Genomic DNA, 24,789 nt, shown 5'->3' with positions numbered 1-24,789 from the left:
ACTGCTCACCGAGAAAGACCGCCTGGTAATTCCCGTGCCCCTGTACCACTGCTTCGGCATGGTGATGGGCAACCTGGGCTGCATCACCCATGGCGCCACCATGATCTACCCGGGTGAAGGCTTCGAGCCCAAATCCGTACTGCAGGCCGTGCACCAGGAAAAAGCCACCGCCCTGTACGGCGTGCCCACCATGTTCATCGCCGAACTGGCCGAGCCGGACTTCGAAACCTACGACCTTTCCACCCTGCGCACCGGCATCATGGCTGGTTCCATCTGCCCGGCAGAGGTGATGAAAAAGGTCAACGGCAAGATGAACATGAAAGAAGTGCAGATTGCCTACGGCATGACCGAAACCAGCCCCGTGTCCACCCAGACCAGCTCCCTGGACCCGTTCGAGAAACAGGTCACCACCGTGGGCCGCACCCAGCCCCACCTGGAAACCAAAATCGTCGACCCCGGCAACGGCAACGTGGTCCCACGCGGCGAAATCGGCGAGCTGTGCACCCGTGGCTACAGCGTGATGCTGAAGTACTGGAACAACGACGAGAAAACCCGCGAAGCCATCGATAGCGCCGGCTGGATGCACACCGGTGACCTGGCCACCATGGACGAAGACGGTTACATCCAGATCGTCGGCCGCATCAAGGACATGGTCATCCGCGGCGGCGAGAACATCTACCCGAAAGAAATCGAGGAGTTCCTCTACACCCACCCCGCCATCGAGGAAGTGCAGGTGACCGGCATTCCCGACGACAAGTACGGTGAAGAACTCATCGCCTGGGTGAAACTACGCCCCGACGCAGACCCGGTCACCGGCGACGAGCTGCGGGAATTCTGCAAAGGCAAAATCGCCCACTTCAAGATCCCCAGGAACTACAAGTTCGTGGATGAATTCCCGATGACCGTCACCGGGAAGATCCAGAAGTTCAAGATGCGGGAGATTTCGATTGAGGAGATGGGGTTGAAGAAGTAACGCCCCTCCTCTTAATCCGCTCTTACCTCAGACCCCAGCCATGTGCTGGGGTTTGTGCTTTGTGTACTCTGCGTATACGCTCCCAGAGAAATTGGAATCATGCGGCGGTCAAATATACGCAATCACTGCGACGTCGATCCAACTGCTGTTAGCTATGATCGCCTCACCCGAAAAGTGATACTATAGTGTCACTATAAATTTGGATCAGGGTGGGCCCATGAAAATTGAGCTTGTTACAAACCTTAAGCGCCAAGCTACAAAAATCTTGGCAGACCTGCATCTGTCTAAAGAGCCGGTATTGATCACCGAGCATGGCCAGCCATCGGCTTATCTTGTTGATGTGCAGGATTACGAATTCATGCAGCGTCGGCTTGAGCTACTTGAAGGGCTCTCACGAGGAGAGCGTGCTGTACTTGAGGGAAGAACGTACAGTCAAAATGAGGCCAGGGAGAAAATGAGTAAATGGCTGAAGTAATCTGGACTGAGCCGGCCCTTCAAGAGTTAAGCGCAATCGCAGAGTACATTGCTCTGGATAATCCCACCGCTGCAAGCCGCCTGGTAGAAGAGGTTTTCGATAAAACCGACCGTTTGGAAGGTTTTCCGCAGTCCGGGCGGATTCCTCCAGAGCTTCCTAATTCGGTATACAGGGAAGTAGTTGTTCCTCCGTGTCGCATTTTTTATCGTGAGGATGAGACGCGGGTTTTTGTCCTCTTTGTCATGCGAGAGGAGAGGCTGCTTCGTGCATACATGCTTGGGAGCAGCTAACCAGGCGCGTCACTCGAATGCCCTTGCCTCCGCTTCACTACGTCAAGGCCACCGGTGCGCTCAGCGTTATGCACCAAAAGAGAATCACGACCAATGGCGAGACTAATTATTGTTACCGGTCCAACAGGTGTTGGGAAGACCACATATTCCTTATCTTTATCTAAGGACATTGGGGCAGTCCGCTTCTCTATAGATCCGTGGATGCAGAATCTGTTTTCAAAAGATATGACCTCTCTTGATTATGCTTGGATGATTGAGAGGGTATATCGGTGCTATGTTCAAATCTGGCAGGTTGGTGAACAGATTTTAAAATTGAACGGCAACGTGGTTTTAGATTTAGGCTTCACTACTAAAGAGCAGCGCGGTCATTTTGCTGCTCTAGCAAAGGAGCTCGACATTGAGTCAGAAGTACATTATTTAAGTGCGCCAAAAGATGTTCGCAAAAAGCGCGTAGAAAAAAGAAACGTAGAGAAAGACCCTAGCGTTTACTCCTTTGAAGTTACTGACTTCATGTTTAACTTTATGGAGCCAAAGTATGAGATCCCTGACGAACAAGAGTTGGCAAATGGCCGTGTCATAAATGCCTAACAAGTTATTGTAGTTTGTTCTGGACTTACCCCGAGGCAGTAGGCACTCCTAGCCTATGATTAGAGCATAGGAGGAATTGTCATGAGCAGCCAACGTTATCCCCCGGAATTCAAGAACGAAGCAATCCGAAAAGCCCAGCGCAATGGAAACATGCTGGAAATCATGTTGCCGGCAGGTGTGCTGACAACGATCTTCCTCGGCAATAATTCCGCACAAGCTGCGTACAACATCCACTCCACGGACTGGGCCCAGTTTGCGGAAGCAATGACCCACATTTCACCGATGGTCAGGAAAAGAATTGTGACCATCTCCCAGATGCAACGCCTACGCGCCGGCTTGTCCTACGAACAGACTCAATTCTGGCGCGCAGTAGAAGCGGGGTGTCAGCCATGAGAATTCGTAAATCCGCCATCCTGCTTTGTCTGGGTTTGCTTTCCGCAGGTTGCCAGGCCGGAGGGGGCCCGTCTGATGCACATCGGTATATACAATCAGTTATTGAGCAACTGGAGGCATCTACCGCCTACACAGAGGTGGAAGATTTGATCTCCAGCGTCAAGCCACTGATCTACGGGAAAGAGACCTGGGCTCTGAAAGAGCGATACTTCCAGTTGCCAGAAGCGATGAGGAAGGAACTGGAGTCGATACCCTATTTTCGCGAGCCTTTTCGGAACATTCCAATCATCAAAGAGCTGGAATCTGAGAACAGGCCATAACGATTCGGCACCCATCATGGTTCGGTTGTTACAAAAACAGGGACAAGTTTATTTCCTGACCACATCGAAAAAATTCGCTCGATTGTCGAAAACCGTGATGCCCAGTCGACTACCCGATGAGCCTATCAAAGGTTTTTGATGAAACAACGATCGGGAGAAACACCATGAAATACATGCTGCTGGCCTACGGAAACGAAGAAAAATTCAACCAGATGAGCAAAGACGAACTGGCCGAGGTTGGAGAGAAATGCGAGCGCTTCGACGCCGAGATGCAGGCGGCGGGCGAGGTCACCTGGGCCGGAAGCCTGGACTGGAGCTCGAAGTCGATGCGCCTCAAGGACGGCAAACTGATAGTCACCGACGGGCCGTTCGCGGAAACCAAGGAAGTCGTGGGCGGCGTGGTGATCATCGAAGCGCCGGACTTTGACGCAGCGGTTAAGCTCGCCTCGCTGCACCCGGCAGCGCGTATGGGCGAGGAACTGGGCTGGGGCATCGAGCTCCGTCCGATAAACTTCTGCCCCGCGATCCGCGAGGCAGCTTCTAACGTCCGTCGTCAGGAGTAAGGCTCATCCAATTATGGCAGAATTATTGGAATTTCAGACCGAACGACTACGTTTGCGCCAATGGCGCGATAGTGATCTCGAGCCGTTCGCCGCTCTAAACGCGGACCCAAAGGTTATGGAGTTCTTCCCCGAGCCGCTGAGCAGGCATGCAAGCAACGAAATGGCGGAGACAATTCGTTCGCTCATCAAACAACGTGGCTGGGGGTTCTGGGCGGTAGAGATCAAGGGCGCCGAGCCCTTTATTGGCTTTTGCGGGCTGTACGTCCCCGTTGCGGCCACATGTGCTTTACCGGTTGCAACGAGAGCAGTGGGAAGTAGAGAAGCCTAACCATTAGCCCCCGTTTGTACTGGACTTTCCCTGGAGCACGCCATGTCAGAAATCGCCAACACCCCCACTCCCCCCTACTACGCCGTCATTTTCACCAGCCACCGTACCGAGGGCGACAACGGCTACGGCGAAATGGCCGAACGAATGGCTGAACTAGCGGCACAACAACCCGGATACCTGGGTATGGAATCCGCCCGGGAAGATCTGGGCATTACGGTGTCCTACTGGGAAAGCCTTGAGGCTATTCGCAACTGGAAACAGAACGCGGAGCATCAGGAGGCCCAGCGGCTTGGGCATAGGCAATGGTATTCCAGTTTCCGGGTGCGGATTGCGAAGGTTGAGCGGGAGTACGGTATTTGACCGGCAACCCCCTCATACATCACTCTCAATCGCCACGCTGGAACGCATCACGGCCTTGTCCCGCCCCGGTGGTGCGCCAAACAGTTTGCGGTAATCGCGGCTGAACTGGGACGGGCTTTCATAGCCGACCCGGTAGCCAACACTCGCCACTTCCTGATCGCTTAACAGCAGCCGCCGGGCTTCCTGCAGGCGCACCAGCTTCTGGAATTGCACAGGCGTTAACCGGGTGATGCTCTTGAAATGCCGGTGGAAGGTCGCCGGGCTCATACTCGCCATTGCCGCCAGCTCGGCCACCCGGAAGGGCTGTTGGTAGTTCGCCTGCATCCAGGCCGTTACCCGGCCAATGCGGGCGGTGTCGCTGTCCTTCAGGCCGATCTGCTGCAGGGCCGGCCCCAGCGGCGAACGCAATATACGCCAACAGATTTCCCGACGAACAAGCGGCTCCAGAACTTCATGGTCATCCGGTTGATCAAGCAACCGGAGCAGGCGGATGACAGGATCGTACAGGTCATCCGGCATCCCGGCCGTGACCAGTGCCGGTTGTTTTGGGCCCCGATACGCCATTTCCGGATGGGTCACCAGCAGCTCGGAAATCATCGCCGGATCAATCGACAGGCTCAGCGCCAGATACGGCATATCGGGGGAGGCCTGCACGATCCGGGAGTTCACTGGCACATTGACGGACGCCAGCAGGCACTCGCCCTGGCGATAATGAAAAGCCGACTCCCCAACCGCCGTTACCTTGGCCCCCTGCAATACGATGCAGAACGAGGTCTGATAAAGAGCCCGGATGGTGCCACTGGGCACCAGGGCGTGGGTCAGGCGTAAACCGTCTATCGCGCTCTCCGGGCCATGGGTCTGCCATTGTTGCTCGACAAGATCACGGAGCCGGCTCAGGGATGGGTTGTCCGGTTGCATTGGTATGACGTTGGGCTGGGCGGTCATGGTGATCTCCTGTTCTGATGGGATCATAGACTGTCCGGCGCCGAACTTCAGCAGGGGCATCCGCGCGTTGAGATCAGGTTGAGAGGATTGTGCAATCCTCTGAGAGTTTTCGCCAGCTCGATTGGCCGTGCGTCGCCTAGTATGAACCCACGGCCCTGCTCCGGCAGGTTCATCCATAACAAAAAGGTGATCAGCTATGACAACGCCCAACATACCCCAATCCACCCATGACGCACCCCTGCGCCTGCGGACGCTGGGCAACTCGGGGCTGTTTGTATCGGAACTGTGCCTGGGCACCATGACCTTCGGCGGCGGGGACGACATGTGGGGGCTGATCGGCCAGTTGCAGCAGGAACAGGCCGATCAGCTGATGAAGACGGCCCTGGAGGCGGGCATCAACTTTATCGATACCGCCAACGTGTACGGTGGTGGTGCCAGTGAACGCATCGTGGGGCAGTCCTTAAAGAATCTGGACGTTCGCCGCGAAGATGTCGTACTGGCCACCAAGGTGCTCGGCCCGATGGGCGAAGGTCCCAACGCCCGTGGCGCCTCCCGGGGCCACATCATGAGCGAGTGCAATGCCAGCCTGCAGCGATTGCAAACCGACTACATCGACTTGTACCAGATCCACGGCTTCGACCCGGCCACGCCGATAGAGGAGACCCTGGAGGCGCTGAATACTCTGGTGCAACACGGCCACGTCCGTTACGTCGGCCTGTCGAACTGGGCCGCCTGGCAGGTGATGAAAGCCGTGGGCATTACCCGCGCCCGCCGCCTGTGCCCGATTCTGTCACTGCAGGCCTACTACACCCTGGTGGGCCGGGATCTCGAACGGGAAGCGATCCCCATGCTGGAGTCCGAAAACATCGGCTTGATGGTGTGGAGCCCGCTGGCAGGCGGCTACCTCTCCGGCAAGTACGAAGGGCCGGACGCCTCCGAGGAGAGCCGGCGCGCCAAGTTTGATTTCCCGCCCGTCAACCGGGAGCGTGGCAGTGCTGTCATCGCCGTGATGCGGGAGATCGCCACCGGCAAGAAGGTCGACGGCCAGCCCGTCAGTGTGGCTCAGATTGCGCTTGCCTGGCTGTTGCACCAGAACGCCGTGACCAGTGTGATTGTCGGGGCCAAGCGGGTAGACCAGTTGCGGGACAATCTCCTGGCGGCACAGATCCGGTTCTCAGCCGACGAACTGGCAGCTCTGGATGAGGTCAGCCGCCTACCGTCGGAGTATCCGGGCTGGATGCTGGAGCGACAGGGGGCTTATCGGGCGCATATGAAGGCGTGATATTCGACCCGGGAGCATTGGCGGTGCTCACGGAAGGTGTCCGTGGCAGCTTGTCAGTAGGCCGCCATCATGCTTCACTTTCCGGGTTCGTACCTACACACCCCAACCGGAGACGACCCTATGTCCACCCCAGTCACTGCCAGTTCAATAATGCCATCCATGACCCGGTGGCTTTGGCTGGTGTTACTTAGTGTCGCGCTGCTGGGCGGTTGTTCCTCGCTGTACTACAACACCATGGAAAAGCTCGGCTTTGAAAAGCGCGACATCCTGGTGGACCGGGTGGAAAATGCCCGAGACAGCCAGAACGATGCCCAGGAGACGTTCCGCTCGTCCCTTGAGCGCTTCCAGAGCGTGGTGGACACGCCGGATACCGATCTCAAAGATCGCTACGCCGAGATCAGCGATGCCTACGAAGACAGCAAGTCCAGCGCGGAAGATGTCCGTGACCGTATCGACAAGGTGGAAGACGTTGCAGAAGCCCTCTTCGATGAATGGGAAGACGAACTCGGTGAATACGAAAGCGACTCCCTGCGCCGCAGCAGCGAACAACAGCTTGATGAAACCCGCACCCAGTACAGCCAGTTGATCAGCCGCATGCACGATGCCGAGGAGCGCATGGACCCGGTACTGGAGGCATTTCAGGATCAGGTGCTGTATCTCAAGCACAATCTGAACGCCCAGGCGATCGGCTCGCTGGAGAATGAGCTGGTGGGTATCCGCCAGGACGTGGATGCGCTGATTCGCAATATGGAGCAGTCGATTGCGGAATCCGAGGCATTTATCCGGCGTTTTCGTCAGTAAGTCAGAGCGACGAAGCCCTATAGCAAATGCCCCTCGGGCAACATGCGCTTATGAAGGATCCGGATAATTTCAGTTGCACCGTCTGCAGCTAACCGATAAAAAATGATATGGCTGCCCTGAGGGTATTGCTGGTAGCCAGGGCTGATTTCGTGGCAGGCCCGCCCCAGGTTCGGGTTTTCGCCCAGGAGGTGGAAACACTGGTCGAACTGAAGGAGGTAATGATTTCGTTGATCTCGACCCCATTTACGTTCCGTGTAAAGTGCAATCGATCTAAGATCAGCTTTGGCCTTCCTGGAAAGCTTGAAGTTTGGCATTATCGTTTTTCGCTATCCAGCTCCTGAATGAATGAATCGTAGGAGTAGTCTTCAAAACCACTGTCCTCTCCTTCCTTAAGTAATTTTCGGAGTGTTGTCAGACGGGTTTCAGACTCTTCAAGCAGGCGCAACCCTGCACGTACAACTTCGCTGGTCGAGCTGTATCGCCCATTTTTGAGCTGTTCTGTAATGAACGCATCAAAGTGTTGGCCTAAAGTGATGCTAGTATTCTTTTGCATCGTGACACCTCACTGGTACCAATAATTGGTATATTTTGATCTAGACTGGGGTGCATTTCAATCCGTGCGATGCCTCCCTTATCACCGCCACCCGCAGAGTCAGAGCGACAAAGTGTCGAAGCTGCCTTCGACGGCCTCCACAAAGCTGCGCTCCTATATTGAAAGGGGGCAAGTTCGTGTCTGATGCCGGGAACGCCCCGCTACGCCAAGAGCCCGGTGCGGGACGAGGAAACCTACCGTAAGAAACTGGCGATCACTCAGGGATACTTCCGGCCAGACTGGTCGGTTCGGGATCGGTTTTCCTAATCGCCCGGAAGTGACTCGTTAACTTCAATCATTGCTCAAAGGTAAAATTACAATGTGATGTCGATTTCACATGCTCCGGTTCGACTTAATTAAGAACCCATCGAACAAACGGTGCCCGCGCATCGGAGGAGCAGGAAATGCTGAAATTATACGGAACACCCCCAACCCGCGCTTTGCGCGTTGTCTGGCTGCTTAACGAACTGGGCCTTGAGCACGAACTGCACCCGGTAGATCTTATGCAGGATGAGCATCACCAACAGGACTTTCTTTCTCTCAACCCTGCCGCCAGGGTGCCGGTATTGGTGGATGGAAACCTTGTGTTAACTGAATCAGCCGCAATCCAGCTCTACCTGGCCGAAAAATACCCTCAGGCCGGATTCATTCCCGAGACATTGGAAGACAGGGCACAGATGTACCGCTGGATGTTCTTCCTTGTGACCGAGGTCGAACAACCTTTGTGGCGCATCGCCCGCCACACGTTCGTTTACCCGGACGAGAAGCGAATACCTCAGGATGTCGAGCTGGCGAGACAGGAATGCCTGGAAATGATAGAGGTGCTTGAACGGCACATGTCGGAACGCGAGTTCATGGTTGGCGACCGGCTAAGCGTGGCGGATTTCAACGCGGCGTATACACTGGACTGGGCGAACACAGATGAGATGCTTGCGAGCGCTCCGCGGTTGCGGGACTATCTAAAGGCAATGTACGCTCGCCCCACAGCTCCGCCAACCATCGCTGAAGCGTTCGCTGCGATGGAAAACAGTGGCTGAGGGCCAATAAGAGCACCATAGCCGGCTGCAGCTTAATACCCACCTCTGGCACTCCGCACTGCCCGGACGGGGGCGCTCACCACAGAGTCAGAACGACAAAGTGTCGAAGGTGCATTCAGGGTACCTTCGACGGCCTCCACAAAGCTGCGCTCCTCTCGTACTATAGAGCGCTGGGATTCAGCGAGCGCTAGGTTCCCTTTGGCCCGCTTACAGGAGCGTTTGCAAGATGAAGGCATCAAAGGAATTCTGGGACAAGAGCGCACCCCGATATGCGAAAAGCCCGGTGCGGGACGAGGAAACCTACCGGAAAAAACTCGACATCACCCAAGGATATTTCCGGCCAGACTGGTCGGTACTGGAGTTCGGCTGTGGAACCGGCAGCACTGCCCTGGTTCATGCGCCCTATGTAAAAGAAATTCTTGCGACCGACATATCCGGCAAAATGCTGGACATCGCCACGCAGAAAGCCCGCGATGCTGGTGTCGAGAACGTGCGCTTTCAGCAGGGCACCCTGGAAAGCCTGGCGCTGGAGGCGGAAACCTTTGATGCGGTGCTGGGGCTCAATATTCTCCATCTGCTGGACAACCCCGAAACGGCGATTGCCCGGGTTCATGAACTGCTGAAACCCGGTGGCGTTTTTGTTTCCAGCACTGCTCTGGTGGGTGAACTGATGGTGCTCTGGCGGCTGTTGATTCCAGCCATGCAGGCGGTGGGGTTGGCGCCGTTCGTGAACCGCTTTAGCCGGCAATCACTGGTAGCGATGCTGGCCAAGGCAGGGTTCAGCATCGATTATGAATGGCAGCCGGGTAAGTCGTCAGTGTTTTTGGTGGCCCGGAAGTGACCCCGTCAACAGAGAACCCTGTTGGCTCAACGAGGATTTAGTATGGCAGAAGTACCTCAAAAACAGTCCGGAACCAGCGGCTACTCCTGGAAACTGTCTGCCGTTGCAGCCGTGGCGTCTGTCATCGGCGCGGTAGTCTCGTTCGGGGAGGTATCACCAATTATTACCGGGTTGATTCTCCTTGCCGCCGTTGGCTGGGGCTTTACCGCACGGGACAACAAACGAGCGGCGGAACAGGCAAAAGACGCACAATAAACGACGTTCCTGAAAATTTTTCCTTCCCCTGTCGATTTCGTCCCGTCCCACGCGACTAACCAGTGAAACCACCAACAATCACTGGAGAACGACGACATGAAATACATGCTGATGCGCAAGGCCGATGCGGACACCGAGAATGGCGTAATGCCCACGGATGACCTCTTGCAGGCGATGGCGGACTATAACGAGCGGATGACGCAGGCAGGGGTGTTTACCGGTGGCGACGGTTTATGGCCCACCCGCGAAGGCTGCCGCATTCAGTTCCGCAACGGTGAGCCAACTGTTATCAACGGGCCCTTCGAGCAGACCAGCGAGCTGCTGGCCGGCTACAGTGTGCTTGAGGTGGATTCTTTTGAAGACGCCATCGCCTGGGCAAAACAGTGGCCAAAAGAGGATGCTGGCGGCAATGTCACCCTTGAGTTACGCCGTTACTTTACGCTGGAGGATTTCGCGCCCAGCCCCGCACTTGAGAAGCATCGTTCGCAGGAAAAACTGCCACGGGAGATGAACGTGCACGTGGCGTTTGGCGGCAACTGCCGGGAAGCCATGGAATTCTATGCGGAGGTCACCGCCGGCACTCTGGAAGCCGTGATTACCTACGGCGAAACGCCAGCGGCAGAGGATGTGCCGAAGGAAATGCACGACCGCGTTGTTCATTCCTCCCTTAACATCCGTGGCCGTCGGCTGATGGGGGCGGATATGGCGGGAGACTGTTATCAGGCGCCGCAGGGTACGCAGATCCACCTTGAATACGATGATACCGAGCAGGCGGAGCGGGTTTTCCGGGCACTGTCCGAAGGAGGCGCAGAGATCATGCCGTTCGAACAGACCTTCTGGGCTCATCGTTTCGGAATGACCAAGGATCGATTTGGGGTCCAGTGGATGATCAGCAGCGGGCTTGAGCAGTGCCAGTAAATGACAACAACCGGGAGCCATGCAATGACCAAGCGAGCGAAAAACACCATATGCCTCTGGTACAACGGCGATGCTGAGGAGGCGGCAAATTTCTACGCCAGAACCTTCCCGGATTCGTCCGTGGATGCTGTAAATCATGCGCCGGCAGACTACCCATCAGGCGCGGAAGGGGATGTACTGACGGTGGAGTTTACCGTGCTGGGCATTCCCTGCCTCGGGCTCAACGGTGGCCCCATCTTCACGCACAGCGAAGCGTTTTCATTCCAGGTGGCCACCGCGGATCAGGAGGAAACCGATCGCTACTGGAACGCGATTGTGGGCAACGGCGGCGAGGAAAGCGCCTGCGGCTGGTGCCGGGACAAGTGGGGTATTTCCTGGCAGATTACGCCGCAGGTGCTGTCAGACGCCATTGCCGACCCGGACCGCGCAACCGCGAAACGGGTGTTCGAGGCCATGATGACAATGGGCAAGATTGATGTTGCGGCTATTGAGGCGGCACGGCGAGGGTAGAAACACAGCCACGCCTACACAACCTCCGGAAACGCCGACACCAGGAAATCCACCAGCGCCCTCACCTTGGGAGTGACGAACTTGCGGGTGGGATAGACCGCGTACACACCCAGTTCGTCGGAGCGGTAATCCGGCATCAGCTCCACCAGTCGGCCTGCGTCCAGATCATCCTGCACCAGGAAACTGGGCTGGTGGATCACCCCTTGACCGGCCAAGGCGGCGGCACAGCAGGTTTCGCCGTTGTTGGCATGCATCCAGGGGCGTATACGCGTGCTCACTGATCCATCCGGACCGTCAAAATGCCAGTCGTTACCCGTGGCCAGGTTGCTGTAGGCGATGATCTTGTGATGGATCAGATCCTCGGGATGTTCTGGCGTGCCTTGGGCGCTGAGGTATCCGGGAGAGGCGCAGACAACAAGCCGCGTGGTGGTGAGACGACGGCTGACCAGGGTGGAATTTCTCAAGCTGGCAATTCGGATCGCCAGATCAAAGCCTTCCTCAACAATATCCACAATGCGGTCGGACAGGTCGATGTTGAGTTCCACATCCGGATATTCACTATGAAACTGCCCCCACAAGGGCGCCAGGTGGCGAATGCCAAAACTCACCGGGGCATTGATGCGCAACACTCCCTTGGCGACGCCGCTGCGTGAGGTCAGTTCTGCCTCCGCCTCTTCCACTCCCGCCAGCAGTTCCCGGCATCGCACGTAGAACACTTCCCCTTCCGCGGTCAGCGACAGTCGCCGGGTGGTGCGGTGAAGAAGTCGCACCCCAAGCCGGGACTCGAGTTCACCAACGTAGCGGGATACAGCGGCTTTCGACATCCCCATTGCCTCCGAGGCGGCCACAAAACTGCTCTCGTCCACAACGGCGCAGAAGGTCTGCATCTCCAGCAATCTATCCATTCTATTGTTCCGATTTTTGAGACAGTTAATCCAATAAAGGCATGTTTATCCCAAAATTAGATATTCGTAAAGTATCCCCATGCTCAACACACATCTCATACACAAGGAAACAGGATCATGAACAATACATTCCTCAACAAACTGCTCGACACCAACGCTGGCTGGGGCGCCCTTGCCCTGCGCATTCCCGTTGGCATCATCTTCGTGGCTCATGGCGCCCAGAAGCTGTTTAGCTGGTTCGGTGGCTACGGACTGGAAGGCACCGGGCAATGGATGGATTCCATCGGCCTGAGCCCGGGTTACCTCATGGCTCTTCTGGCCGGTGGCACCGAGTTCCTGGGCGGCCTGGCGCTGATCATCGGGCTACTGGTTCGCCCCGCCAGTGCAGCGCTGGCCTTCGCCATGTTGATTGCCATCTTCAGCGTGCATTTCCAGAATGGCCTGTTCATGAGCAACAACGGCTATGAATTCGGGTTGGCATTACTGGCGGCGTCGGTGTCCCTGATGTTTAGCGGTGCCGGGCACGCTTCCGTAGACCGTTTGGCAACGAAATAAACAGGAGTATCGCGCCATGACCAGTCTGTTCGTATCCCACGGCGCTCCCACCTTTGCACTGGAGCCGGGCCTGGCAGGCCCGGCCCTCTCGCAGCTTGGAACGGAACTGCCCCGACCAACAGCGGTGCTGGTGGTGTCGCCCCACTGGATGACACAGGAAGTACAGGTGGGTCTGTCGGAGGTACCGCCCACCATCCATGACTTTCGAGGCTTTGAGCCCGCCATGTACGAACTGGAGTACCCGGCGCATGGTCATCCCTCGCTCGCAAAGAAGGCACTGTCTCTGCTGGATAACGCCGGATGGAAACCCGTCGCCGATGCCCATCGCGGCCTGGACCATGGTGCATGGGTGCCACTGACGTACCTGTACCCGGGGGCGTCGGTGCCGGTGTTCCAGGTGTCTCTGCCAGCGAACCTCGACAGCCAGTCCGCCTACCAACTGGGCCAGGTGCTGGCGCCGCTGCAGGAGGAAGGTGTGCTGATCGTCGGTTCGGGCAGTCTGACCCATAACCTCTACGAGGTACGCTGGAGGGATAACAACAGTGCAGAGTACGCAAAGGCCTTTAGCCAATGGGTTCGTGAAGCGGTTCTGGAAAATGACCAGGCACGCCTGATAAACACTCTGGCGCTCGCGCCCCATGCCCGGCGTGCGCACCCCACCACGGAGCATTTTCTGCCGTTGCTGGTTGCACTGGGTGCCGCTGGCCCCGACGCACGCGGCTCGGTCATTGAGGGCGGCGTTGAGCATGGTGTGCTGTCGATGGATTCCTTTATCTTTCGCAATGCCTGAAACCCGGAACCTTTGCTGCCGCACAAAGCGAACAAGCGACCTCCGAATACAGTTGACAATCTCCTGCACCCTGTGATGTTATCACCGGTAACAATGTTATCGGTGATAACTTATGGCTGTTAGCTCCACCTCACTCAAAACCAATTACCACCATGGTGACCTGCCCCAACAGGCGCATCAGTTAGCCCTGGAAATTCTGCGGGAACATGGCGATGCGGCGATTAGCCTGCGGGCCCTGGCCAAGCAGATCGGGGTCAGTGCACCTGCGCTGTATCGACACTTCGTTGACCGGGACAGCCTGCTCGCAGAGCTCGCCATTACCGGTTTCAGTGCACTACGGGAACGACTGCTCGCCGTTGATCAAAGCGACCCCAGGCGGGCACTGATTGATATCGGCCTGGTTTACGTGTCGTTCGCCCGGGACGAACCCAATTTGTACCGGCTGATGTTTGGCGGGCGGGTACTGCCCAAAGGTGTTCACCCGCGCCTGGACACCGCCGGAAAGGGAGCTTTCCAGGTCCTGGAAGACACCATTGCACAAGCGCAGGCGGTCGGTTACGTCAAACCGATTCCGTTGTCACTGATGACAGCTGCCGCCTGGTCCCTGGTACATGGCCTGTCCCAGTTGTCTATCGACGGGCACCTGCCCAGCACGAAGGCGGAACCTCACCTGGCCGAAGGTGTTGTCACACTCCTGCTCGATGGCTCAATTGCCGAAAACAAACAACACAATAAGGACACCACGTCATGAGTAGCCCCAAACCCAGTACTATCCGTGTCGGGCGCCGTTATCGCGCCAATCGTCTTGATGGCCCCTACGACGCCATTGTCATCGGCTCCGGTATTGGCGGGCTCACCACCGCCGCCTGCATGAGCAAAATGGGTAAAAAAGTGGTGGTGTTCGAGCAGCACTACACCGCCGGGGGCTTTACACACAGCTACGATCGCAACGGCTACGAATGGGATGTAGGTGTGCATTACATTGGGGATGTGGGCGCAGACCACACCCTGAGCAAACGCCTGTTCGACCACATTACCGACGGCCAGTTGAAGTGGGCACCCATGGACAGCCACTTTGACCGCATCTTTATTGGTAACCGCCACGTGGATCTTGTCGCCGGCCCGGACGCCTTCAAAGCAGAGTTAAAGAAGGAGTTTCCCGGCGAGGAACAGGCCATAGACACCTACCTGGGTTATCTGCGGCAAGTGGCCAAAGCCATGCCGGGGCTGGTGATCGGCAAGGTACTTCCGGACCTGGCCGCCGGGCCCCTGCGCAAGCTGGTCGACCGCACCGCACCTGCATTCCTCAACAAGCCTACACGAGAGGTTCTGGAAGGCCTGACCAACAACCAGGAACTGATCGCAGTGCTCACCGGCCAGTGGGGCGACAACGGCCTGCCTCCAGCAGAATCCAGCTTCATCATCCACGCCCTGATTGCCCGCCACTACCTGTACGGCGGCTACTACCCCATCGGCGGTGCCTCTGAAATGGCGAAGACCATTATTCCGGTCATCCAGCAGAGTGGCGGGGAAGTGTTCACCTATGCCGACGTAAAAGAAATTCTGATCGAAAAAGGCAAGGCCGTGGGTGTGCGCATGGCAGACGGCGAGGACGTTCGTGCCCCGCTGGTGATCAGCAATGCCGGCGTATTCAACACGTTCGACAAACTGCTGCCGGAAACCTCACCCCACCGGGACTATTACCAGGAAAAGCTGAAAACCGTGGAACGCTCGATGGCCAGCAACTGCCTGTACATCGGCCTGGAAGATACCGCTGAGAACCTGAAGTTGCCGAAAACCAACTACTGGATCTATCCGGGCACCAACTACGAGAAGCAGGTCAGCGACTTTGTGGCCGCGCCGGACGAACACGACATCCCGCTGACGTACATCTCGTTCCCTTCCGCCAAAGACCCAAGCTTTGCCGAGCGCTATCCCGGCCGCGCCACGATCGAGATCGTCGCCCCCGGGCCTTATGACTGGTACGAAGACTGGGCGGACGAGACCTGGGGTAAACGTGGCGACGAGTATGAGGCAAAGAAAGAAGCCTACGCCCAGCGGCTACTGGCGAAGCTGTATGAGAAGTTCCCTCACCTGGAAGGCAAGGTGGATTACTACGAGCTGTCGACGCCGCTGTCTACCGATTACTTCTGCCGCTACAGCAAGGGCGAGATCTATGGCCTGAACCATTCGCCCAGCCGCTTTGAACAGGACTGGCTGAAGCCCAAGACCCGCATTCCCGGCCTGTACCTGACCGGCCAGGATGTGATGACCTGCGGTGTGGCCGGGGCAATGATCGGCGGCCTGCTCGCCACCGTGGCGGTCAGTGGCCTGAAGGGGTTGCCGTTGGCGAAGAGGATGTTTGTGGGGTAAATCCTCACTCACAACATTCCAGCAACCGCGTGGCATGCTCCCGCAACGCGTCCTTGAGCCCATCCGGCTTGAGGATGGTAAACCGGAACGGGAGCTGTGCCAGCCACCAGGAAAACCACTCGAAACTGTCGGTTTGGGTGGTTAGCAACAAGCCATCTTCACGCTGTTCGAATCCCTCCGCACAGGAGGAATGAAAACCAAACACGGCTGAGGCCGACTCACGGTCCGTATGGAGCACCAGCGACACCTCGTGGGTACGCCCCCAGGACAGGAAGCTCTCACTCAGGAAATCCGCCGCATCAAAATCCGGTGGCCGCTGAAAAGTGGCCGTTAACAGATGGACATGGCTGATGCGGTCCAGCCGGAACGAGCGCATGGCCTGGCGGAGATGGCAAAAGCCAGTTAGATACCAGCGCCCCTGACGGAACACCAGGCCGTAGGGATCCACGCTGCGGTCGATCCCGCCGTGATCCGGGGAGTGGTAGGTAAACCCCACCGAGCGCATCGCTTCCGTGGCAACGGTCAGGGTTTGCAGGGCGCGGTCGTCCAAGCTGGGTTCGCCCCGGGGAAGGATCACCCGAGTGGTGTCGCTGACACCGCGTACCCGCTTTTTCAGGTTGGCCGGCATCACCCGTTCCAGCTTCGCCTGCACGCTGGCAATGGCCGGCGCCGCATCCGCCAGCCCAAGCTGTCGGGCGGCCAGCAGCCCGAGGGAAACCGCCAGGGTTTCCTCGTCGGTAAACATCATCGGCGGCAACTTGAAACCGGCCACCAGCCGGTATCCACCATAGCGCCCCTGCTCGGTCATCACCGGAATGCCCAGCTCTTCGAGCACTGTGATGTAGCGTCGGATGGTTCGCCGATCCACGCCCAGCCGCTCCGCCAGTTCGGCACCGCCGATCTGGCCGTGGGTCTGCAACAATTCCAACACGGTTAACACGCGGGTCGTGGGACCAGACATCGTGACCTACCTCCTGGCAGCTTTTCGGCTTTTCTACATTACAAATGCATCTTCCCATTTATCTAGGACAGATATTCGCCTAATTCCACATTAATCTGATCTCGCAGTAACCCATACCCTTGAAAAAACAGGCTCGAAAAGGAGATCAGCATGTCGGAACTCACCTTTTACACCCACCCCATGTCACGTGGCCGCGTTGTACGCTGGATGTTGGAAGAAGTCGGTATCCCCTACACGGTAGAGACGATGGATTTCGGCCCGGACATGAAAACCCCGGAATACCTGGCCATCAATCCCATGGGCAAGGTGCCCGCCATCAAACACGGCAGCACCATTGTGACCGAGGTGGCGGCCATCTGCGCTTACCTGGCGGACCAGTTCCCGGACAAGAAGCTTGCCCCACCGGCTGCCTCTCCGGAACGTGGCGCCTATTACCGCTGGCTGTTTTTCATGGCGGGCCCTTTCGAGATGGCTACCAGTGCGCTGGCCCACGGCTGGAAGATCGACAGCACAAACGTGCAGGCCGTCGGTTGCGGCCGGGTGGAAGACAGTATCAACACGCTGGAGAAAGTGTTGGGCAAGAGTCCCTACATTTGCGGTGACACGTATACCGCAGCGGATGTGCTGGTCAGCAGTTACCTGTGGTGGGAAACCATGCAGAAAAACATTCCGCCGAACAAGGTATTCCAGGAGTACATCCAACGCACGGAAAGCCGGCCAGCGGCCAAGCGTGCCAATGAGCTGGATGATGCCCTGGTGGAGTCGATGAAAGCTGTCACAGCCTGACGCTCAGGCGGAAGCGGCCGGCGATACTGGGCATAATCCTCCGGGTACATTCAGTACCCAATCGCGGATGGCCAGTATCGTCGGGTCCTGCCGGCGGCTTTCCGGGTACACCAGGTAAAATGGTTTGCCTTCCAGCTCCGGACCGAAGGGCTGTACCAGCCGTCCTTCGGCCAACTCATCCTCAATCAACGGCCGGCTCATCAGTGCCACGCCCTGGCCACCCACGGCAGCGGAAATGGTGTGGGTCTCGTCCGAGAACACCAAACCGGCACTGACATCCAGCCCGGATAGCCCCGCCTGCTTCTGCCAGCCTGCCCAGTCTACCGGGCTCACCGATACTCGCTGCGGCCGGAAGTGGATCAGCGGATGATTCGGTAAATCCTCCATCCTCGTCAGCCCAAGATGGGGACTGCAGGCAGGAATAAAGGTGTTATCGAACAGCTTCTCCGCAACCAGGCCCGGCCATTGCCCATCGCCATAGCGAATGGCGAGGTCCGCCGTCACCCCATCCAGGGCCACGGCTTCGTGTGAGGCGTGAATGCGCAGGTCAATGTCCGGATGGCTGTCCCGCAACATACACACCCAGGACAACAACCAGCGCACCGCCACAGCCGGCGTGGTCGACAGGGTCACCGCCTGTCGCGACGGCACTGCCTTCAATCGCTCGATGGCATTGCCGATGTTGTCGAAGGCGGTTCCCAGCACTTCCTGTAAATCCCGCCCCTTAGGCGTCAGCAACAGTTGCCGGGGTTTGCGAACGAACAGCTCCACCCCAAGCGCCTCTTCAAGCCCGCGAATCTGATGACTGATCGCCGTGGCGGTCACCGAAAGTTCCTGGGCAGCCTGTTTGGCACTCTCATGGCGGGCGGCGGCCTCAAAGGCTCGCAGGGCGGACAGCGAAGGCAAGCGGCGGGGATTCATGAATGAGCTCACCTCATCTATAGGCGAAAGAAATCATCGTTTGTGGCCCTCTAAGTATGACTTTAGGCTTAATTCACCGTCAACAACAGATGAATTTTCCTACAACCGAATGGAGCTCCGCATGACTCATATCCTGCAACTCGACGCCTCTGCCCGTCCCGGCCGCGCCGGCATCCATGAACACGGTTCCCACAGCCGCAGCCTGACACACCGGTTTGTTTCCCGGTGGCAGGCCCAACGCCCTGGCGATACCGTGACCTACCGCGATATCGGTGGCACGCCCCCATCCTTCATTGATCAGCAATGGATACAGGCGGCCTTTGCTCCACCCGAAAAGCACGAGCCCTGGATGAACGACACACTGGCAGAAAGTGACCAACTGATCGATGAACTGGTCGCCTCGGACATCCTGGTCATTGGCGCGCCACTCTATAATTTTGGTATGCCAGCAGCGCTGAAGGCATGGGTGGACCTGGTGGTTCGCATGGGCAGGACTGTGGAATACGACCCCTCCACTCCCGAAGCCCCCTTTACCCCGCTACTCGCCGACCGCCCGCGCCATGCGGTTATCCTGTCGTCCCGCGGTGGCGTTGGCTTTGGACCGGGAGGCGAGCTGGCACATATGAATCACCTTGAGCCAGGCCTGACCACGGTGCTTGAGTTTATCGGCATCACCAATGTACATAGCATTGCCATTGAAAATCAGGAGGAAGGCGGTGATGTGTTGGCGCAATCCGTTGCTGAGGCGGAACGGCGGGTGGATGAACTAGTGCTGGCGTTGCAGGGAGCACCAGTTGTTGTTGGTACCGACAAAGCCCCTGTTTCTCAGTTAAACTCTGCCTAAACACGAACACCAGAATCGGCCCTCGAATTTATGAGCCACATATTGTTTGCCTGGGAACTGGGCGAAGACCTGGGCCATCTTGCCCGCATAGCAGTCGTTGCCAAGGAGTTGGTCGCACGTCGCCACAAGGTCACCGTTGCGGTTAAAGACCTCTCCCGCGCAAGTCTGTTTTTCAGTGGCTCTGATATTCAGCTGATGCAGTCACCCGTGTGGCTGCCTCGGCCCCGTAAACCACCACTGACAAAAACCATGGCGGACATCCTTGCCTACCGTGGCTACGGAACCGTTGATGGCCTGACGTCTTTGGTCCAGGCCTGGTCATCCCTTCTGGAGGTGACAGCACCGGATGCTGTCGTTATCGACTACGCACCCACCGCCCTGCTTGCGGCCAGTCGCTTCAACATTCCCCGCGTCGTTTTCTCGAACAGTTTTTCCTTTCCACAGCCTGGCATGCCTGGGCAGGACATCTGCCCGTGGATTCCAGCACCGCTGAATGTGATGCGCCAAAAGGAACGGCAGATCGTCGACAACATCAACACCACCGCAGCGCGCCTCGGTTTCCAACCGGTTCATCACTTTTCCGATGTGTTCAAGCACGAGGCGGCTTTTATCACCGAATTGCCGATGTTTGACAGCCACCGACATTACCGCCAAGACGCGCACTACGTTGGTACGACACCGAGCGGCGACAATTTCGAGACCGCCGACTGGGGGGCTGTGTCAGGCAAGCGAATATTCGTCTACCTGAAGCCAAGCCGCCCCCACGTTGATACCGTACTGAGGCTGCTGAAGAACAGCGAGGCTGTTGTGAGAGGCTATTTCCCAGGCGACCTCCCGCCAGACTTGAAGCCCGAAACCGGCGGCAAGTTTCAACTCTCTAACCAGCCCCTCAATGTTGAGAAGTCCTTGGTAGAGGCGGATGGCGCAGTGCTCCATGGAGGCATAGGTACACTCTGCCAGGTGGTGCTCGCCGGTAAGCCCGCATTCACGCTACCCACCCAGATCGAACAGACCTTCAATTCGTACCGCATCCGGGAGGTTGGCAATGGCGACTGGATTGGCCGGAAATCTGACAACTCAGAAATACAGCAACGCTTTCAGAATTTCATGACCAGCGACACCATGGCGCAACGAGCCAATGCCTTGGCGGAGGAGAATGCAGAGTTCGGGGAGGTGTCGTTTGTTGAGACTGTTTGTGATGGGATTGAGGGGGTGGTTCGGCACTGAAGGGCCGATTAGAAAGACCAAGACATCTTGGATGAAAGTCTAGGCTTGATGGGACTACTCATCACCATCAGGAATAAACTCAATAACCAGATCCGAAACCGGGCAAAGCAGAAACAGCTTTTTTAGATCCTCCACCAGGTCCTCCCAGTCGCTGGTTGCGGGAATCTCGAAGAGGAATCGGTTGCCCTCCTGCTCCCAGGTCTCGACATAGAAAACCTCCGTTCCCCAGCTTTCCAGAAGTTCCTCAAGACACGCATCAACTTCTTCTCCGAAGTGCTCCAGCATGCGATCCTGAAAGGCCATTCCGGATTCGAAGTCTTCACAAAGTCCGTTCAGGATGGTTTTCCAGGCCTCTTGATGTTCGGGTTTTGCGGTGAACCGCACCTGCATTCTATTGTCCACCGGGAACACCTTTTCGGGCCAGTTTGCGCCAGATATTTTCAGCAGGACCGGCCTTAATGACTCCCTCCTGGATTTGTATTTCCCGCCAGATTTTTTCTAATTCACCGGGGTATTCATTAAGTTTCTCGAACTCCGCCCTGAACTCTTCGAGAAAGCGCTTTCGTTGTTGGCCTTCGATGGAGTCGTCGATACTGCTGGGAGGAGATATACAATGACGAAATAGGCGCCACGTATAGTTAATAGCTGTCCGTTCTTCTCTTGAATATTCTTTCCGGTTATCTATGTTGACAGCTGCGCTAAAAGTAAAGATATTAGGATTGACATGCATAAATACTGATAAAATATACTTCGTTAATTCAGCCCAAAAAGGAAAAGAATCGCTGTATTCAAGCCCTTCTACCCATTGAACTAGAGAAACAAGAGCTCCATTTAGTATATACATAGGTTTGACAGTAACCTTATAAACCTCTTCACCCTCTCCTATTTTAAATGGAAAATCTCTATGTGGATCAAACGCATCCCCCATCACATAACGAAAAACCTTTACCTGACCTTCGCGACTTAATTCTCTTATACCATTAACCCCTATAGACAGAACTCGCTGAAGCTCCACCATGTCTTGAGCCGACAACCCATCTGGATAATTTATTTTCAGACAATACTGAATGCCCTCAATTGAAGGGTCTGGCAGTAAGCGCATTGCCATTCCTGGACCGATCTTTACACCACCTGGAATCAATCCAGTGATGTAGTATGACTTGAACTCATTGACCCGCTTTCTCGTCAAACCCTCCTGAATGTCTTCTTCAACAGCTTTCCATGATTCTTCCCTTTTGCGCTGCCACTCGGGGTCCCGTGTAAATTCAAGCATCTTACTCACCTTAGTCAGTTTCAGGGTCTGAGAAAGAAGGCTTTTCTCTGGTGATCAAATCCGACACCTTGCTGCTCAATAATTCCGCTATTAACCTTGTTTGCGTCACCAATTCCGCTCGTTGCTCCACATTACTCGCCCACCGATAGGACGTGGATACAACATCCTTGTCAGAGGGAGATTTCGCTATAGGAGACTCGCTAAATAGATCACGAATACTCTTATCCTTGCCTTTCTTGCCCAACAGCGGGCTCACTTCGTAAAGTTTTAGGGGCTGCTTATCGACCTTAAATGCTTGAAACCTCCAGCGGGCCTCAGGCACCTGCACTTTCTGTACATAGACACCCTCACCTGTCTGACTTTTCGGCAACCAAGCGACTTCTGCAACTGTCGCAGCCACATCAACACTGAACTGCTTGTGCATGGTCATGTTCGCCGGCTGGCGGGGCCTCATGTTCCAGCGCTCAAGCTGCCCCCCACGATAAGCGAGCCTATATCGGTCCGGTGATTTATTGTCCACTTTTTTGGACACCTGCGATTGGTAGGATTTTAGTTTGATCCAATGCTCGGGGGAGTCAAGGTCAGGTCCTCCCAAAACGATGTCTACGTTGCGCTGGATTTTCGTCACGCAGTTTGTCGGACATTTAAGCCCAATATCTGCACTCTGCTCAGCCCGATCCATTTGTTCAGGACTGTCAAACACCCCGACCCAACGAGCCCTCTCCAACGCCTTAACCGGAAGGCCACCTGCATACCGGTGCTTCAACTGATGGAACGCTGTTTCTCCCAATTGGAAAAGATTGCCGTGGCCACTTTTGGCACTCACTCCACTTTTGACTTCACTTAGCTTTCGATCAAATGAATCGGCAAATACAGCAGCCAGTTTCTTGCCAACCTGGCCTCGAACTTGCTCATTCAAACCTATTCCATTGCACTTCATTTTTTCGGAAAGAGGCATGCCCGGCGCAACTCCAGGTGCTGGCGGTTCTGCATCCGCCTCCTGATCCAATGCAACGCCACAACCAGACTCCCAGCCAAGATACGCCACGATCGCCATAACTGTGATCGGTTGGTATCGCATGTTTGTTTTCCCGCGAACGAAGTTCCTCAGGGCCCGGCTACCGGACTGGGTCATCATCCACGCCGAGCTCTTGAGCATGTCTGTACTAAATGCGTACTTTCGTAGGTCCCTGGCGTTCACATCCGGCAACTGCCTACGAACAATCCTGATGGCATCAGGGATATTCTTCGCTTCCTGCCCGGTTACCCTTGTCGACAGATTTTTGAGCACAACGCCCAAAAACTTGGCGGTGACACGCCGAACAGCACCCGTAACCACATTGGCCTGCGCCTGTGGCACTAACCAACCCAATGGAAGGTTCTGAGCCACCTGCGGATCATCCCCAAACGCCGGCACCGTGGGTGGCTCGCCCTCACCTTCCCAGCCGTTAGCCGGCAAGCCCAGGTAATTCACCCAGGCCAGCACATCATCGGCACTGTCTACCGTACTGAACAGGAACTCCAGCCCTTCCCGGGCGTCCGGGTCACTGTAGAGTTCCGCGGCCAGCACCAGGAAGGGCAACGTATTCCAGAGGGTGTCAAAATCGCCTTTCTTTGCCTTCTGAACCACTTTGCCGAGATACCCCGCGAAGTGCTTCGCAAACTTCGGGTTCACCTTGTCCATGGAGCGGAACAGGGCTCTCAAAGGCGTGGTAAACAGCTTCAGCGGTTTGGCCGGTGGGAAGATGGTAATGGTGTTCACCAGAGCAATGGTAAATTCCATGCCGTCGAACTTCTCCGGGTCGCTGACCAGATAGCCAAGCTGGTCCAGCACGATACCGAAATCTTCGATGGGGATGAACCAGTTGATCAGGCTCCAGGCGAAGCTGCTCTCGCCGTCCGCCGCGTACGCCTTCGATACAAACGGCAGGGACACCGGCTGATAATTCGGGTCCAATCCGGCGACGTTAATGGGTGGCGCCGAGTTATCCAGGGTGTCGGCATACTGGCCAGCCAGGGTCGCGAAAGCCTCGCGAGAGAGCAGAGATGCGTACTGGCGCACCATGTCGGTATGAACCGCGATGCGTTGCGTCATCAGTTCGCTGCCGCCCGCGCCCATTGCGCCGGTGCTCTGAAGGGTCATTTCGGTGTAGCCATCCTGGCCAACAGTCACCGTCTTCTCAACGCTGCCGTCGTCGAAGGTCATGACCGGTTGCGAGGTCCAATCGAACCACTTCAGGCTGTTGAGCTGGCCGTGGAACCCTTTACCAACCTCAAGTTGGCGAAGAGCAACGGAGTTGTGCACCAAGTTGCCGGTGGCTTCCTCCGAATAGGTGTTGCCATTCACCCACAGTTCGATCTGCCCATTGTGATAGCGTGCTGCCACGCGATGCCACTGGTTGTTCGCCAGAAGCTCACCCTCAACGCTGTATGTACCATTGGCCGTACGTACCTCATAAACCAGACGGCCGGAACTGGTCTGGGTCAGTTTTTGTGCGCCGTTCCCAAGGTTCACCAGTGAACCACCGGCATTCATGGGCTTGAGATCAAGTGCGAAGCCCAGGTTGTCCAGTTTTCCGTGTCAACAACGGTGAGTTTTGACCGCTTTTTATCAGTTTAGATTGTCCGGTTTTCATCAGTTTTCAGTGACCGCTTTTTGAGTGTCTGGGTCGTCAGATTCCTC

33 protein-coding genes are annotated in these 24,789 nt (G+C 56.4%); 24 read left to right on the top strand and 9 right to left on the bottom strand.

Features of this window, described 5'->3' with window-relative positions; translation table 11 throughout:
• The 9 genes from AXW11_RS17855 to AXW11_RS17815 all read left to right on the top strand — a co-directional run.
• Positions 1-973, top strand: a 973-nt coding sequence (locus AXW11_RS17855) for an AMP-binding protein (RefSeq protein ID WP_286792521.1), incomplete at its 5' end; no start/stop codon positions are given.
• 217 nt (positions 974-1,190) lie between these two features.
• On the top strand, positions 1,191-1,448 hold the full coding sequence (locus AXW11_RS17850) for a type II toxin-antitoxin system Phd/YefM family antitoxin (protein WP_041334385.1): 258 nt from the start codon (positions 1,191-1,193) through the stop codon (positions 1,446-1,448).
• Complete coding sequence (locus AXW11_RS17845) at positions 1,436-1,738, top strand: type II toxin-antitoxin system RelE/ParE family toxin (protein ID WP_041334383.1); 303 nt, start codon at positions 1,436-1,438, stop codon at positions 1,736-1,738. The genes AXW11_RS17850 and AXW11_RS17845 overlap by 13 nt, the downstream gene beginning before the upstream one ends.
• Before the next feature lie 93 nt (positions 1,739-1,831).
• The gene (locus AXW11_RS17840) at positions 1,832-2,326 is read left to right on the top strand and encodes a P-loop nucleotide/nucleoside kinase family protein (RefSeq protein ID WP_041334381.1); all 495 of its coding nucleotides are present in this window, start codon (positions 1,832-1,834) and stop codon (positions 2,324-2,326) included.
• Positions 2,327-2,407: 81 nt separating this feature from the next.
• Positions 2,408-2,719 (top strand): hypothetical protein, encoded by a 312-nt coding sequence (locus AXW11_RS17835; RefSeq protein WP_041334378.1) that lies wholly within the window; start codon positions 2,408-2,410, stop codon positions 2,717-2,719.
• Positions 2,716-3,039 (top strand): hypothetical protein, encoded by a 324-nt coding sequence (locus tag AXW11_RS17830; RefSeq protein WP_041334375.1) that lies wholly within the window; start codon positions 2,716-2,718, stop codon positions 3,037-3,039. Before AXW11_RS17835 ends, AXW11_RS17830 begins: the two co-directional genes overlap by 4 nt.
• A 164-nt stretch (positions 3,040-3,203) precedes the next feature.
• The gene (locus AXW11_RS17825) at positions 3,204-3,602 is read left to right on the top strand and encodes a YciI family protein (protein ID WP_052479487.1); all 399 of its coding nucleotides are present in this window, start codon (positions 3,204-3,206) and stop codon (positions 3,600-3,602) included.
• A 13-nt stretch (positions 3,603-3,615) separates the two neighbouring features.
• Positions 3,616-3,930, top strand: coding sequence for a GNAT family N-acetyltransferase (locus AXW11_RS17820; RefSeq protein WP_052479486.1), 315 nt, complete (start codon positions 3,616-3,618; stop codon positions 3,928-3,930).
• Between the two features lie 42 nt (positions 3,931-3,972).
• Entirely contained in the window at positions 3,973-4,290 is a 318-nt protein-coding gene (locus AXW11_RS17815) for an antibiotic biosynthesis monooxygenase family protein (RefSeq protein ID WP_041334370.1), read from the top strand.
• Positions 4,291-4,302: 12 nt separating this feature from the next.
• Here the strand turns inward: AXW11_RS17815 and AXW11_RS17810 are convergent, their stop codons facing one another.
• The gene (locus AXW11_RS17810; RefSeq protein WP_228301445.1) at positions 4,303-5,262 is read right to left on the bottom strand and encodes an AraC family transcriptional regulator; all 960 of its coding nucleotides are present in this window, start codon (positions 5,260-5,262) and stop codon (positions 4,303-4,305) included.
• Between the two features lie 169 nt (positions 5,263-5,431).
• Here AXW11_RS17810 and AXW11_RS17805 point away from each other — a divergent pair, with 169 nt between their 5' ends.
• A complete protein-coding gene (locus AXW11_RS17805; protein ID WP_091643312.1) occupies positions 5,432-6,517 on the top strand; it encodes an aldo/keto reductase in 1,086 nt (361 codons plus the stop codon).
• A 159-nt stretch (positions 6,518-6,676) separates the two neighbouring features.
• Positions 6,677-7,318, top strand: coding sequence for a DUF2959 domain-containing protein (locus AXW11_RS17800; RefSeq protein ID WP_091643394.1), 642 nt, complete (start codon positions 6,677-6,679; stop codon positions 7,316-7,318).
• A 17-nt stretch (positions 7,319-7,335) separates the two neighbouring features.
• Here the strand turns inward: AXW11_RS17800 and AXW11_RS17795 are convergent, their stop codons facing one another.
• Both AXW11_RS17795 and AXW11_RS17790 read right to left on the bottom strand, forming a co-directional pair.
• Complete coding sequence (locus AXW11_RS17795) at positions 7,336-7,632, bottom strand: type II toxin-antitoxin system RelE/ParE family toxin (RefSeq protein WP_041334366.1); 297 nt, start codon at positions 7,630-7,632, stop codon at positions 7,336-7,338.
• Positions 7,632-7,871, bottom strand: a complete 240-nt coding sequence (locus AXW11_RS17790) for a type II toxin-antitoxin system ParD family antitoxin (protein WP_041334363.1) — start codon at positions 7,869-7,871, stop codon at positions 7,632-7,634. Before AXW11_RS17790 ends, AXW11_RS17795 begins: the two co-directional genes overlap by 1 nt.
• Before the next feature lie 183 nt (positions 7,872-8,054).
• Between AXW11_RS17790 and AXW11_RS17785 the strand changes: the two genes are divergently transcribed.
• From AXW11_RS17785 to AXW11_RS17760, 6 genes are all read left to right on the top strand, one after another.
• On the top strand, positions 8,055-8,177 hold the full coding sequence (locus AXW11_RS17785; RefSeq protein WP_258955214.1) for a hypothetical protein: 123 nt from the start codon (positions 8,055-8,057) through the stop codon (positions 8,175-8,177).
• 137 nt (positions 8,178-8,314) lie between these two features.
• The gene (locus tag AXW11_RS17780) at positions 8,315-8,947 is read left to right on the top strand and encodes a glutathione S-transferase family protein (protein ID WP_091643309.1); all 633 of its coding nucleotides are present in this window, start codon (positions 8,315-8,317) and stop codon (positions 8,945-8,947) included.
• Positions 8,948-9,173: 226 nt separating this feature from the next.
• Entirely contained in the window at positions 9,174-9,788 is a 615-nt protein-coding gene (locus AXW11_RS17775) for a class I SAM-dependent methyltransferase (RefSeq protein WP_091643306.1), read from the top strand.
• Between the two features lie 42 nt (positions 9,789-9,830).
• Positions 9,831-10,043 (top strand): hypothetical protein, encoded by a 213-nt coding sequence (locus tag AXW11_RS17770; RefSeq protein ID WP_036202542.1) that lies wholly within the window; start codon positions 9,831-9,833, stop codon positions 10,041-10,043.
• 96 nt (positions 10,044-10,139) lie between these two features.
• Positions 10,140-10,961, top strand: a complete 822-nt coding sequence (locus AXW11_RS17765; RefSeq protein WP_091643304.1) for a YciI family protein — start codon at positions 10,140-10,142, stop codon at positions 10,959-10,961.
• A gap of 24 nt (positions 10,962-10,985) precedes the next feature.
• Positions 10,986-11,471, top strand: coding sequence for a VOC family protein (locus AXW11_RS17760; RefSeq protein ID WP_041334360.1), 486 nt, complete (start codon positions 10,986-10,988; stop codon positions 11,469-11,471).
• A 14-nt stretch (positions 11,472-11,485) separates the two neighbouring features.
• Here the strand turns inward: AXW11_RS17760 and AXW11_RS17755 are convergent, their stop codons facing one another.
• Positions 11,486-12,376 carry a LysR family transcriptional regulator gene (locus tag AXW11_RS17755; RefSeq protein WP_041334358.1) on the bottom strand — a complete coding sequence of 297 codons (891 nt, stop codon included), beginning with the start codon at positions 12,374-12,376 and terminating at the stop codon, positions 11,486-11,488.
• 117 nt (positions 12,377-12,493) lie between these two features.
• On the opposite strand from AXW11_RS17755, the gene AXW11_RS17750 reads away from it, so the two are divergent.
• The 4 genes from AXW11_RS17750 to AXW11_RS17735 all read left to right on the top strand — a co-directional run bounded on the left by AXW11_RS17750 (position 12,494) and on the right by AXW11_RS17735 (position 16,094).
• On the top strand, positions 12,494-12,931 hold the full coding sequence (locus AXW11_RS17750; RefSeq protein WP_041334355.1) for a DoxX family protein: 438 nt from the start codon (positions 12,494-12,496) through the stop codon (positions 12,929-12,931).
• A 16-nt stretch (positions 12,932-12,947) separates the two neighbouring features.
• Positions 12,948-13,721, top strand: coding sequence for a DODA-type extradiol aromatic ring-opening family dioxygenase (locus AXW11_RS17745; RefSeq protein ID WP_041334353.1), 774 nt, complete (start codon positions 12,948-12,950; stop codon positions 13,719-13,721).
• 112 nt (positions 13,722-13,833) lie between these two features.
• Positions 13,834-14,472 carry a TetR/AcrR family transcriptional regulator gene (locus tag AXW11_RS17740; protein WP_036202530.1) on the top strand — a complete coding sequence of 213 codons (639 nt, stop codon included), beginning with the start codon at positions 13,834-13,836 and terminating at the stop codon, positions 14,470-14,472.
• Positions 14,469-16,094, top strand: a complete 1,626-nt coding sequence (locus AXW11_RS17735; RefSeq protein ID WP_041334351.1) for a phytoene desaturase family protein — start codon at positions 14,469-14,471, stop codon at positions 16,092-16,094. Before AXW11_RS17740 ends, AXW11_RS17735 begins: the two co-directional genes overlap by 4 nt.
• Positions 16,095-16,098: 4 nt before the next feature.
• Here the strand turns inward: AXW11_RS17735 and AXW11_RS17730 are convergent, their stop codons facing one another.
• Positions 16,099-17,055, bottom strand: coding sequence for a helix-turn-helix transcriptional regulator (locus AXW11_RS17730; protein ID WP_041334349.1), 957 nt, complete (start codon positions 17,053-17,055; stop codon positions 16,099-16,101).
• A gap of 150 nt (positions 17,056-17,205) precedes the next feature.
• Between AXW11_RS17730 and AXW11_RS17725 the strand changes: the two genes are divergently transcribed.
• A complete protein-coding gene (locus tag AXW11_RS17725; RefSeq protein ID WP_082040553.1) occupies positions 17,206-17,841 on the top strand; it encodes a glutathione S-transferase family protein in 636 nt (211 codons plus the stop codon).
• Between the two features lie 3 nt (positions 17,842-17,844).
• Here the strand turns inward: AXW11_RS17725 and gcvA are convergent, their stop codons facing one another.
• Positions 17,845-18,762 carry a transcriptional regulator GcvA gene (gene gcvA, locus AXW11_RS17720; protein ID WP_091643301.1) on the bottom strand — a complete coding sequence of 306 codons (918 nt, stop codon included), beginning with the start codon at positions 18,760-18,762 and terminating at the stop codon, positions 17,845-17,847.
• Positions 18,763-18,883: 121 nt separating this feature from the next.
• Here gcvA and AXW11_RS17715 point away from each other — a divergent pair, with 121 nt between their 5' ends.
• Together AXW11_RS17715 and AXW11_RS17710 are read left to right on the top strand one after the other, a co-directional pair.
• Positions 18,884-19,606, top strand: coding sequence for an FMN-dependent NADH-azoreductase (locus AXW11_RS17715; RefSeq protein ID WP_041334344.1), 723 nt, complete (start codon positions 18,884-18,886; stop codon positions 19,604-19,606).
• Positions 19,607-19,636: 30 nt separating this feature from the next.
• Positions 19,637-20,833, top strand: a complete 1,197-nt coding sequence (locus AXW11_RS17710) for a glycosyltransferase (protein ID WP_091643298.1) — start codon at positions 19,637-19,639, stop codon at positions 20,831-20,833.
• A gap of 54 nt (positions 20,834-20,887) precedes the next feature.
• On the opposite strand, the gene AXW11_RS17705 is transcribed toward AXW11_RS17710, so the two are convergent.
• From AXW11_RS17705 to AXW11_RS17695, 3 genes are read right to left on the bottom strand one after another with little or no spacing between them, the layout of a single operon-like run.
• Positions 20,888-21,223 carry a hypothetical protein gene (locus AXW11_RS17705; RefSeq protein ID WP_041334336.1) on the bottom strand — a complete coding sequence of 112 codons (336 nt, stop codon included), beginning with the start codon at positions 21,221-21,223 and terminating at the stop codon, positions 20,888-20,890.
• A gap of 1 nt (position 21,224) precedes the next feature.
• Complete coding sequence (locus AXW11_RS17700; protein WP_091643295.1) at positions 21,225-22,106, bottom strand: hypothetical protein; 882 nt, start codon at positions 22,104-22,106, stop codon at positions 21,225-21,227.
• 10 nt (positions 22,107-22,116) lie between these two features.
• Entirely contained in the window at positions 22,117-24,621 is a 2,505-nt protein-coding gene (locus AXW11_RS17695) for a LamG domain-containing protein (protein WP_143071156.1), read from the bottom strand.
• Positions 24,622-24,789: the final 168 nt, after the last annotated feature.

Origin of the sequence: Marinobacter sp. Hex_13 (assembly GCF_001566815.1) — a bacterium.
Taxonomy (GTDB): Bacteria; Pseudomonadota; Gammaproteobacteria; order Pseudomonadales; family Oleiphilaceae; genus Marinobacter; species Marinobacter salarius.
This window is presented reverse-complemented; position numbering and strand designations above follow the sequence as displayed.

Bases quoted from the DNA above. Each gene is read 5' to 3' on its own strand.
- AXW11_RS17770 (WP_036202542.1), top strand. From the start codon at position 9,831: ATGGCAGAAGTACCTCAAAAACAGTCCGGAACCAGCGGCTACTCCTGG.
- AXW11_RS17710 (WP_091643298.1), top strand. From the start codon at position 19,637: ATGAGCCACATATTGTTTGCCTGGGAACTGGGCGAAGACCTGGGCCAT.
- AXW11_RS17745 (WP_041334353.1), top strand. From the start codon at position 12,948: ATGACCAGTCTGTTCGTATCCCACGGCGCTCCCACCTTTGCACTGGAG.
- AXW11_RS17765 (WP_091643304.1), top strand. From the start codon at position 10,140: ATGAAATACATGCTGATGCGCAAGGCCGATGCGGACACCGAGAATGGC.
- AXW11_RS17735 (WP_041334351.1), top strand. From the start codon at position 14,469: ATGAGTAGCCCCAAACCCAGTACTATCCGTGTCGGGCGCCGTTATCGC.
- AXW11_RS17845 (WP_041334383.1), top strand. From the start codon at position 1,436: ATGGCTGAAGTAATCTGGACTGAGCCGGCCCTTCAAGAGTTAAGCGCA.
- AXW11_RS17815 (WP_041334370.1), top strand. From the start codon at position 3,973: ATGTCAGAAATCGCCAACACCCCCACTCCCCCCTACTACGCCGTCATT.
- AXW11_RS17825 (WP_052479487.1), top strand. From the start codon at position 3,204: ATGAAATACATGCTGCTGGCCTACGGAAACGAAGAAAAATTCAACCAG.
- AXW11_RS17800 (WP_091643394.1), top strand. From the start codon at position 6,677: ATGACCCGGTGGCTTTGGCTGGTGTTACTTAGTGTCGCGCTGCTGGGC.
- AXW11_RS17805 (WP_091643312.1), top strand. From the start codon at position 5,432: ATGACAACGCCCAACATACCCCAATCCACCCATGACGCACCCCTGCGC.
- AXW11_RS17750 (WP_041334355.1), top strand. From the start codon at position 12,494: ATGAACAATACATTCCTCAACAAACTGCTCGACACCAACGCTGGCTGG.
- AXW11_RS17725 (WP_082040553.1), top strand. From the start codon at position 17,206: ATGTCGGAACTCACCTTTTACACCCACCCCATGTCACGTGGCCGCGTT.
- AXW11_RS17775 (WP_091643306.1), top strand. From the start codon at position 9,174: ATGAAGGCATCAAAGGAATTCTGGGACAAGAGCGCACCCCGATATGCG.
- AXW11_RS17835 (WP_041334378.1), top strand. From the start codon at position 2,408: ATGAGCAGCCAACGTTATCCCCCGGAATTCAAGAACGAAGCAATCCGA.
- AXW11_RS17700 (WP_091643295.1), bottom strand. From the start codon at position 22,106: ATGCTTGAATTTACACGGGACCCCGAGTGGCAGCGCAAAAGGGAAGAA.
- AXW11_RS17780 (WP_091643309.1), top strand. From the start codon at position 8,315: ATGCTGAAATTATACGGAACACCCCCAACCCGCGCTTTGCGCGTTGTC.
- AXW11_RS17820 (WP_052479486.1), top strand. From the start codon at position 3,616: ATGGCAGAATTATTGGAATTTCAGACCGAACGACTACGTTTGCGCCAA.
- gcvA (WP_091643301.1), bottom strand. From the start codon at position 18,762: ATGAATCCCCGCCGCTTGCCTTCGCTGTCCGCCCTGCGAGCCTTTGAG.
- AXW11_RS17730 (WP_041334349.1), bottom strand. From the start codon at position 17,055: ATGTCTGGTCCCACGACCCGCGTGTTAACCGTGTTGGAATTGTTGCAG.
- AXW11_RS17755 (WP_041334358.1), bottom strand. From the start codon at position 12,376: ATGGATAGATTGCTGGAGATGCAGACCTTCTGCGCCGTTGTGGACGAG.
- AXW11_RS17790 (WP_041334363.1), bottom strand. From the start codon at position 7,871: ATGCAAAAGAATACTAGCATCACTTTAGGCCAACACTTTGATGCGTTC.
- AXW11_RS17740 (WP_036202530.1), top strand. From the start codon at position 13,834: ATGGCTGTTAGCTCCACCTCACTCAAAACCAATTACCACCATGGTGAC.
- AXW11_RS17715 (WP_041334344.1), top strand. From the start codon at position 18,884: ATGACTCATATCCTGCAACTCGACGCCTCTGCCCGTCCCGGCCGCGCC.
- AXW11_RS17785 (WP_258955214.1), top strand. From the start codon at position 8,055: ATGCCGGGAACGCCCCGCTACGCCAAGAGCCCGGTGCGGGACGAGGAA.
- AXW11_RS17705 (WP_041334336.1), bottom strand. From the start codon at position 21,223: ATGCAGGTGCGGTTCACCGCAAAACCCGAACATCAAGAGGCCTGGAAA.
- AXW11_RS17810 (WP_228301445.1), bottom strand. From the start codon at position 5,262: ATGATCCCATCAGAACAGGAGATCACCATGACCGCCCAGCCCAACGTC.
- AXW11_RS17850 (WP_041334385.1), top strand. From the start codon at position 1,191: ATGAAAATTGAGCTTGTTACAAACCTTAAGCGCCAAGCTACAAAAATC.
- AXW11_RS17840 (WP_041334381.1), top strand. From the start codon at position 1,832: ATGGCGAGACTAATTATTGTTACCGGTCCAACAGGTGTTGGGAAGACC.
- AXW11_RS17830 (WP_041334375.1), top strand. From the start codon at position 2,716: ATGAGAATTCGTAAATCCGCCATCCTGCTTTGTCTGGGTTTGCTTTCC.
- AXW11_RS17760 (WP_041334360.1), top strand. From the start codon at position 10,986: ATGACCAAGCGAGCGAAAAACACCATATGCCTCTGGTACAACGGCGAT.
- AXW11_RS17795 (WP_041334366.1), bottom strand. From the start codon at position 7,632: ATGCCAAACTTCAAGCTTTCCAGGAAGGCCAAAGCTGATCTTAGATCG.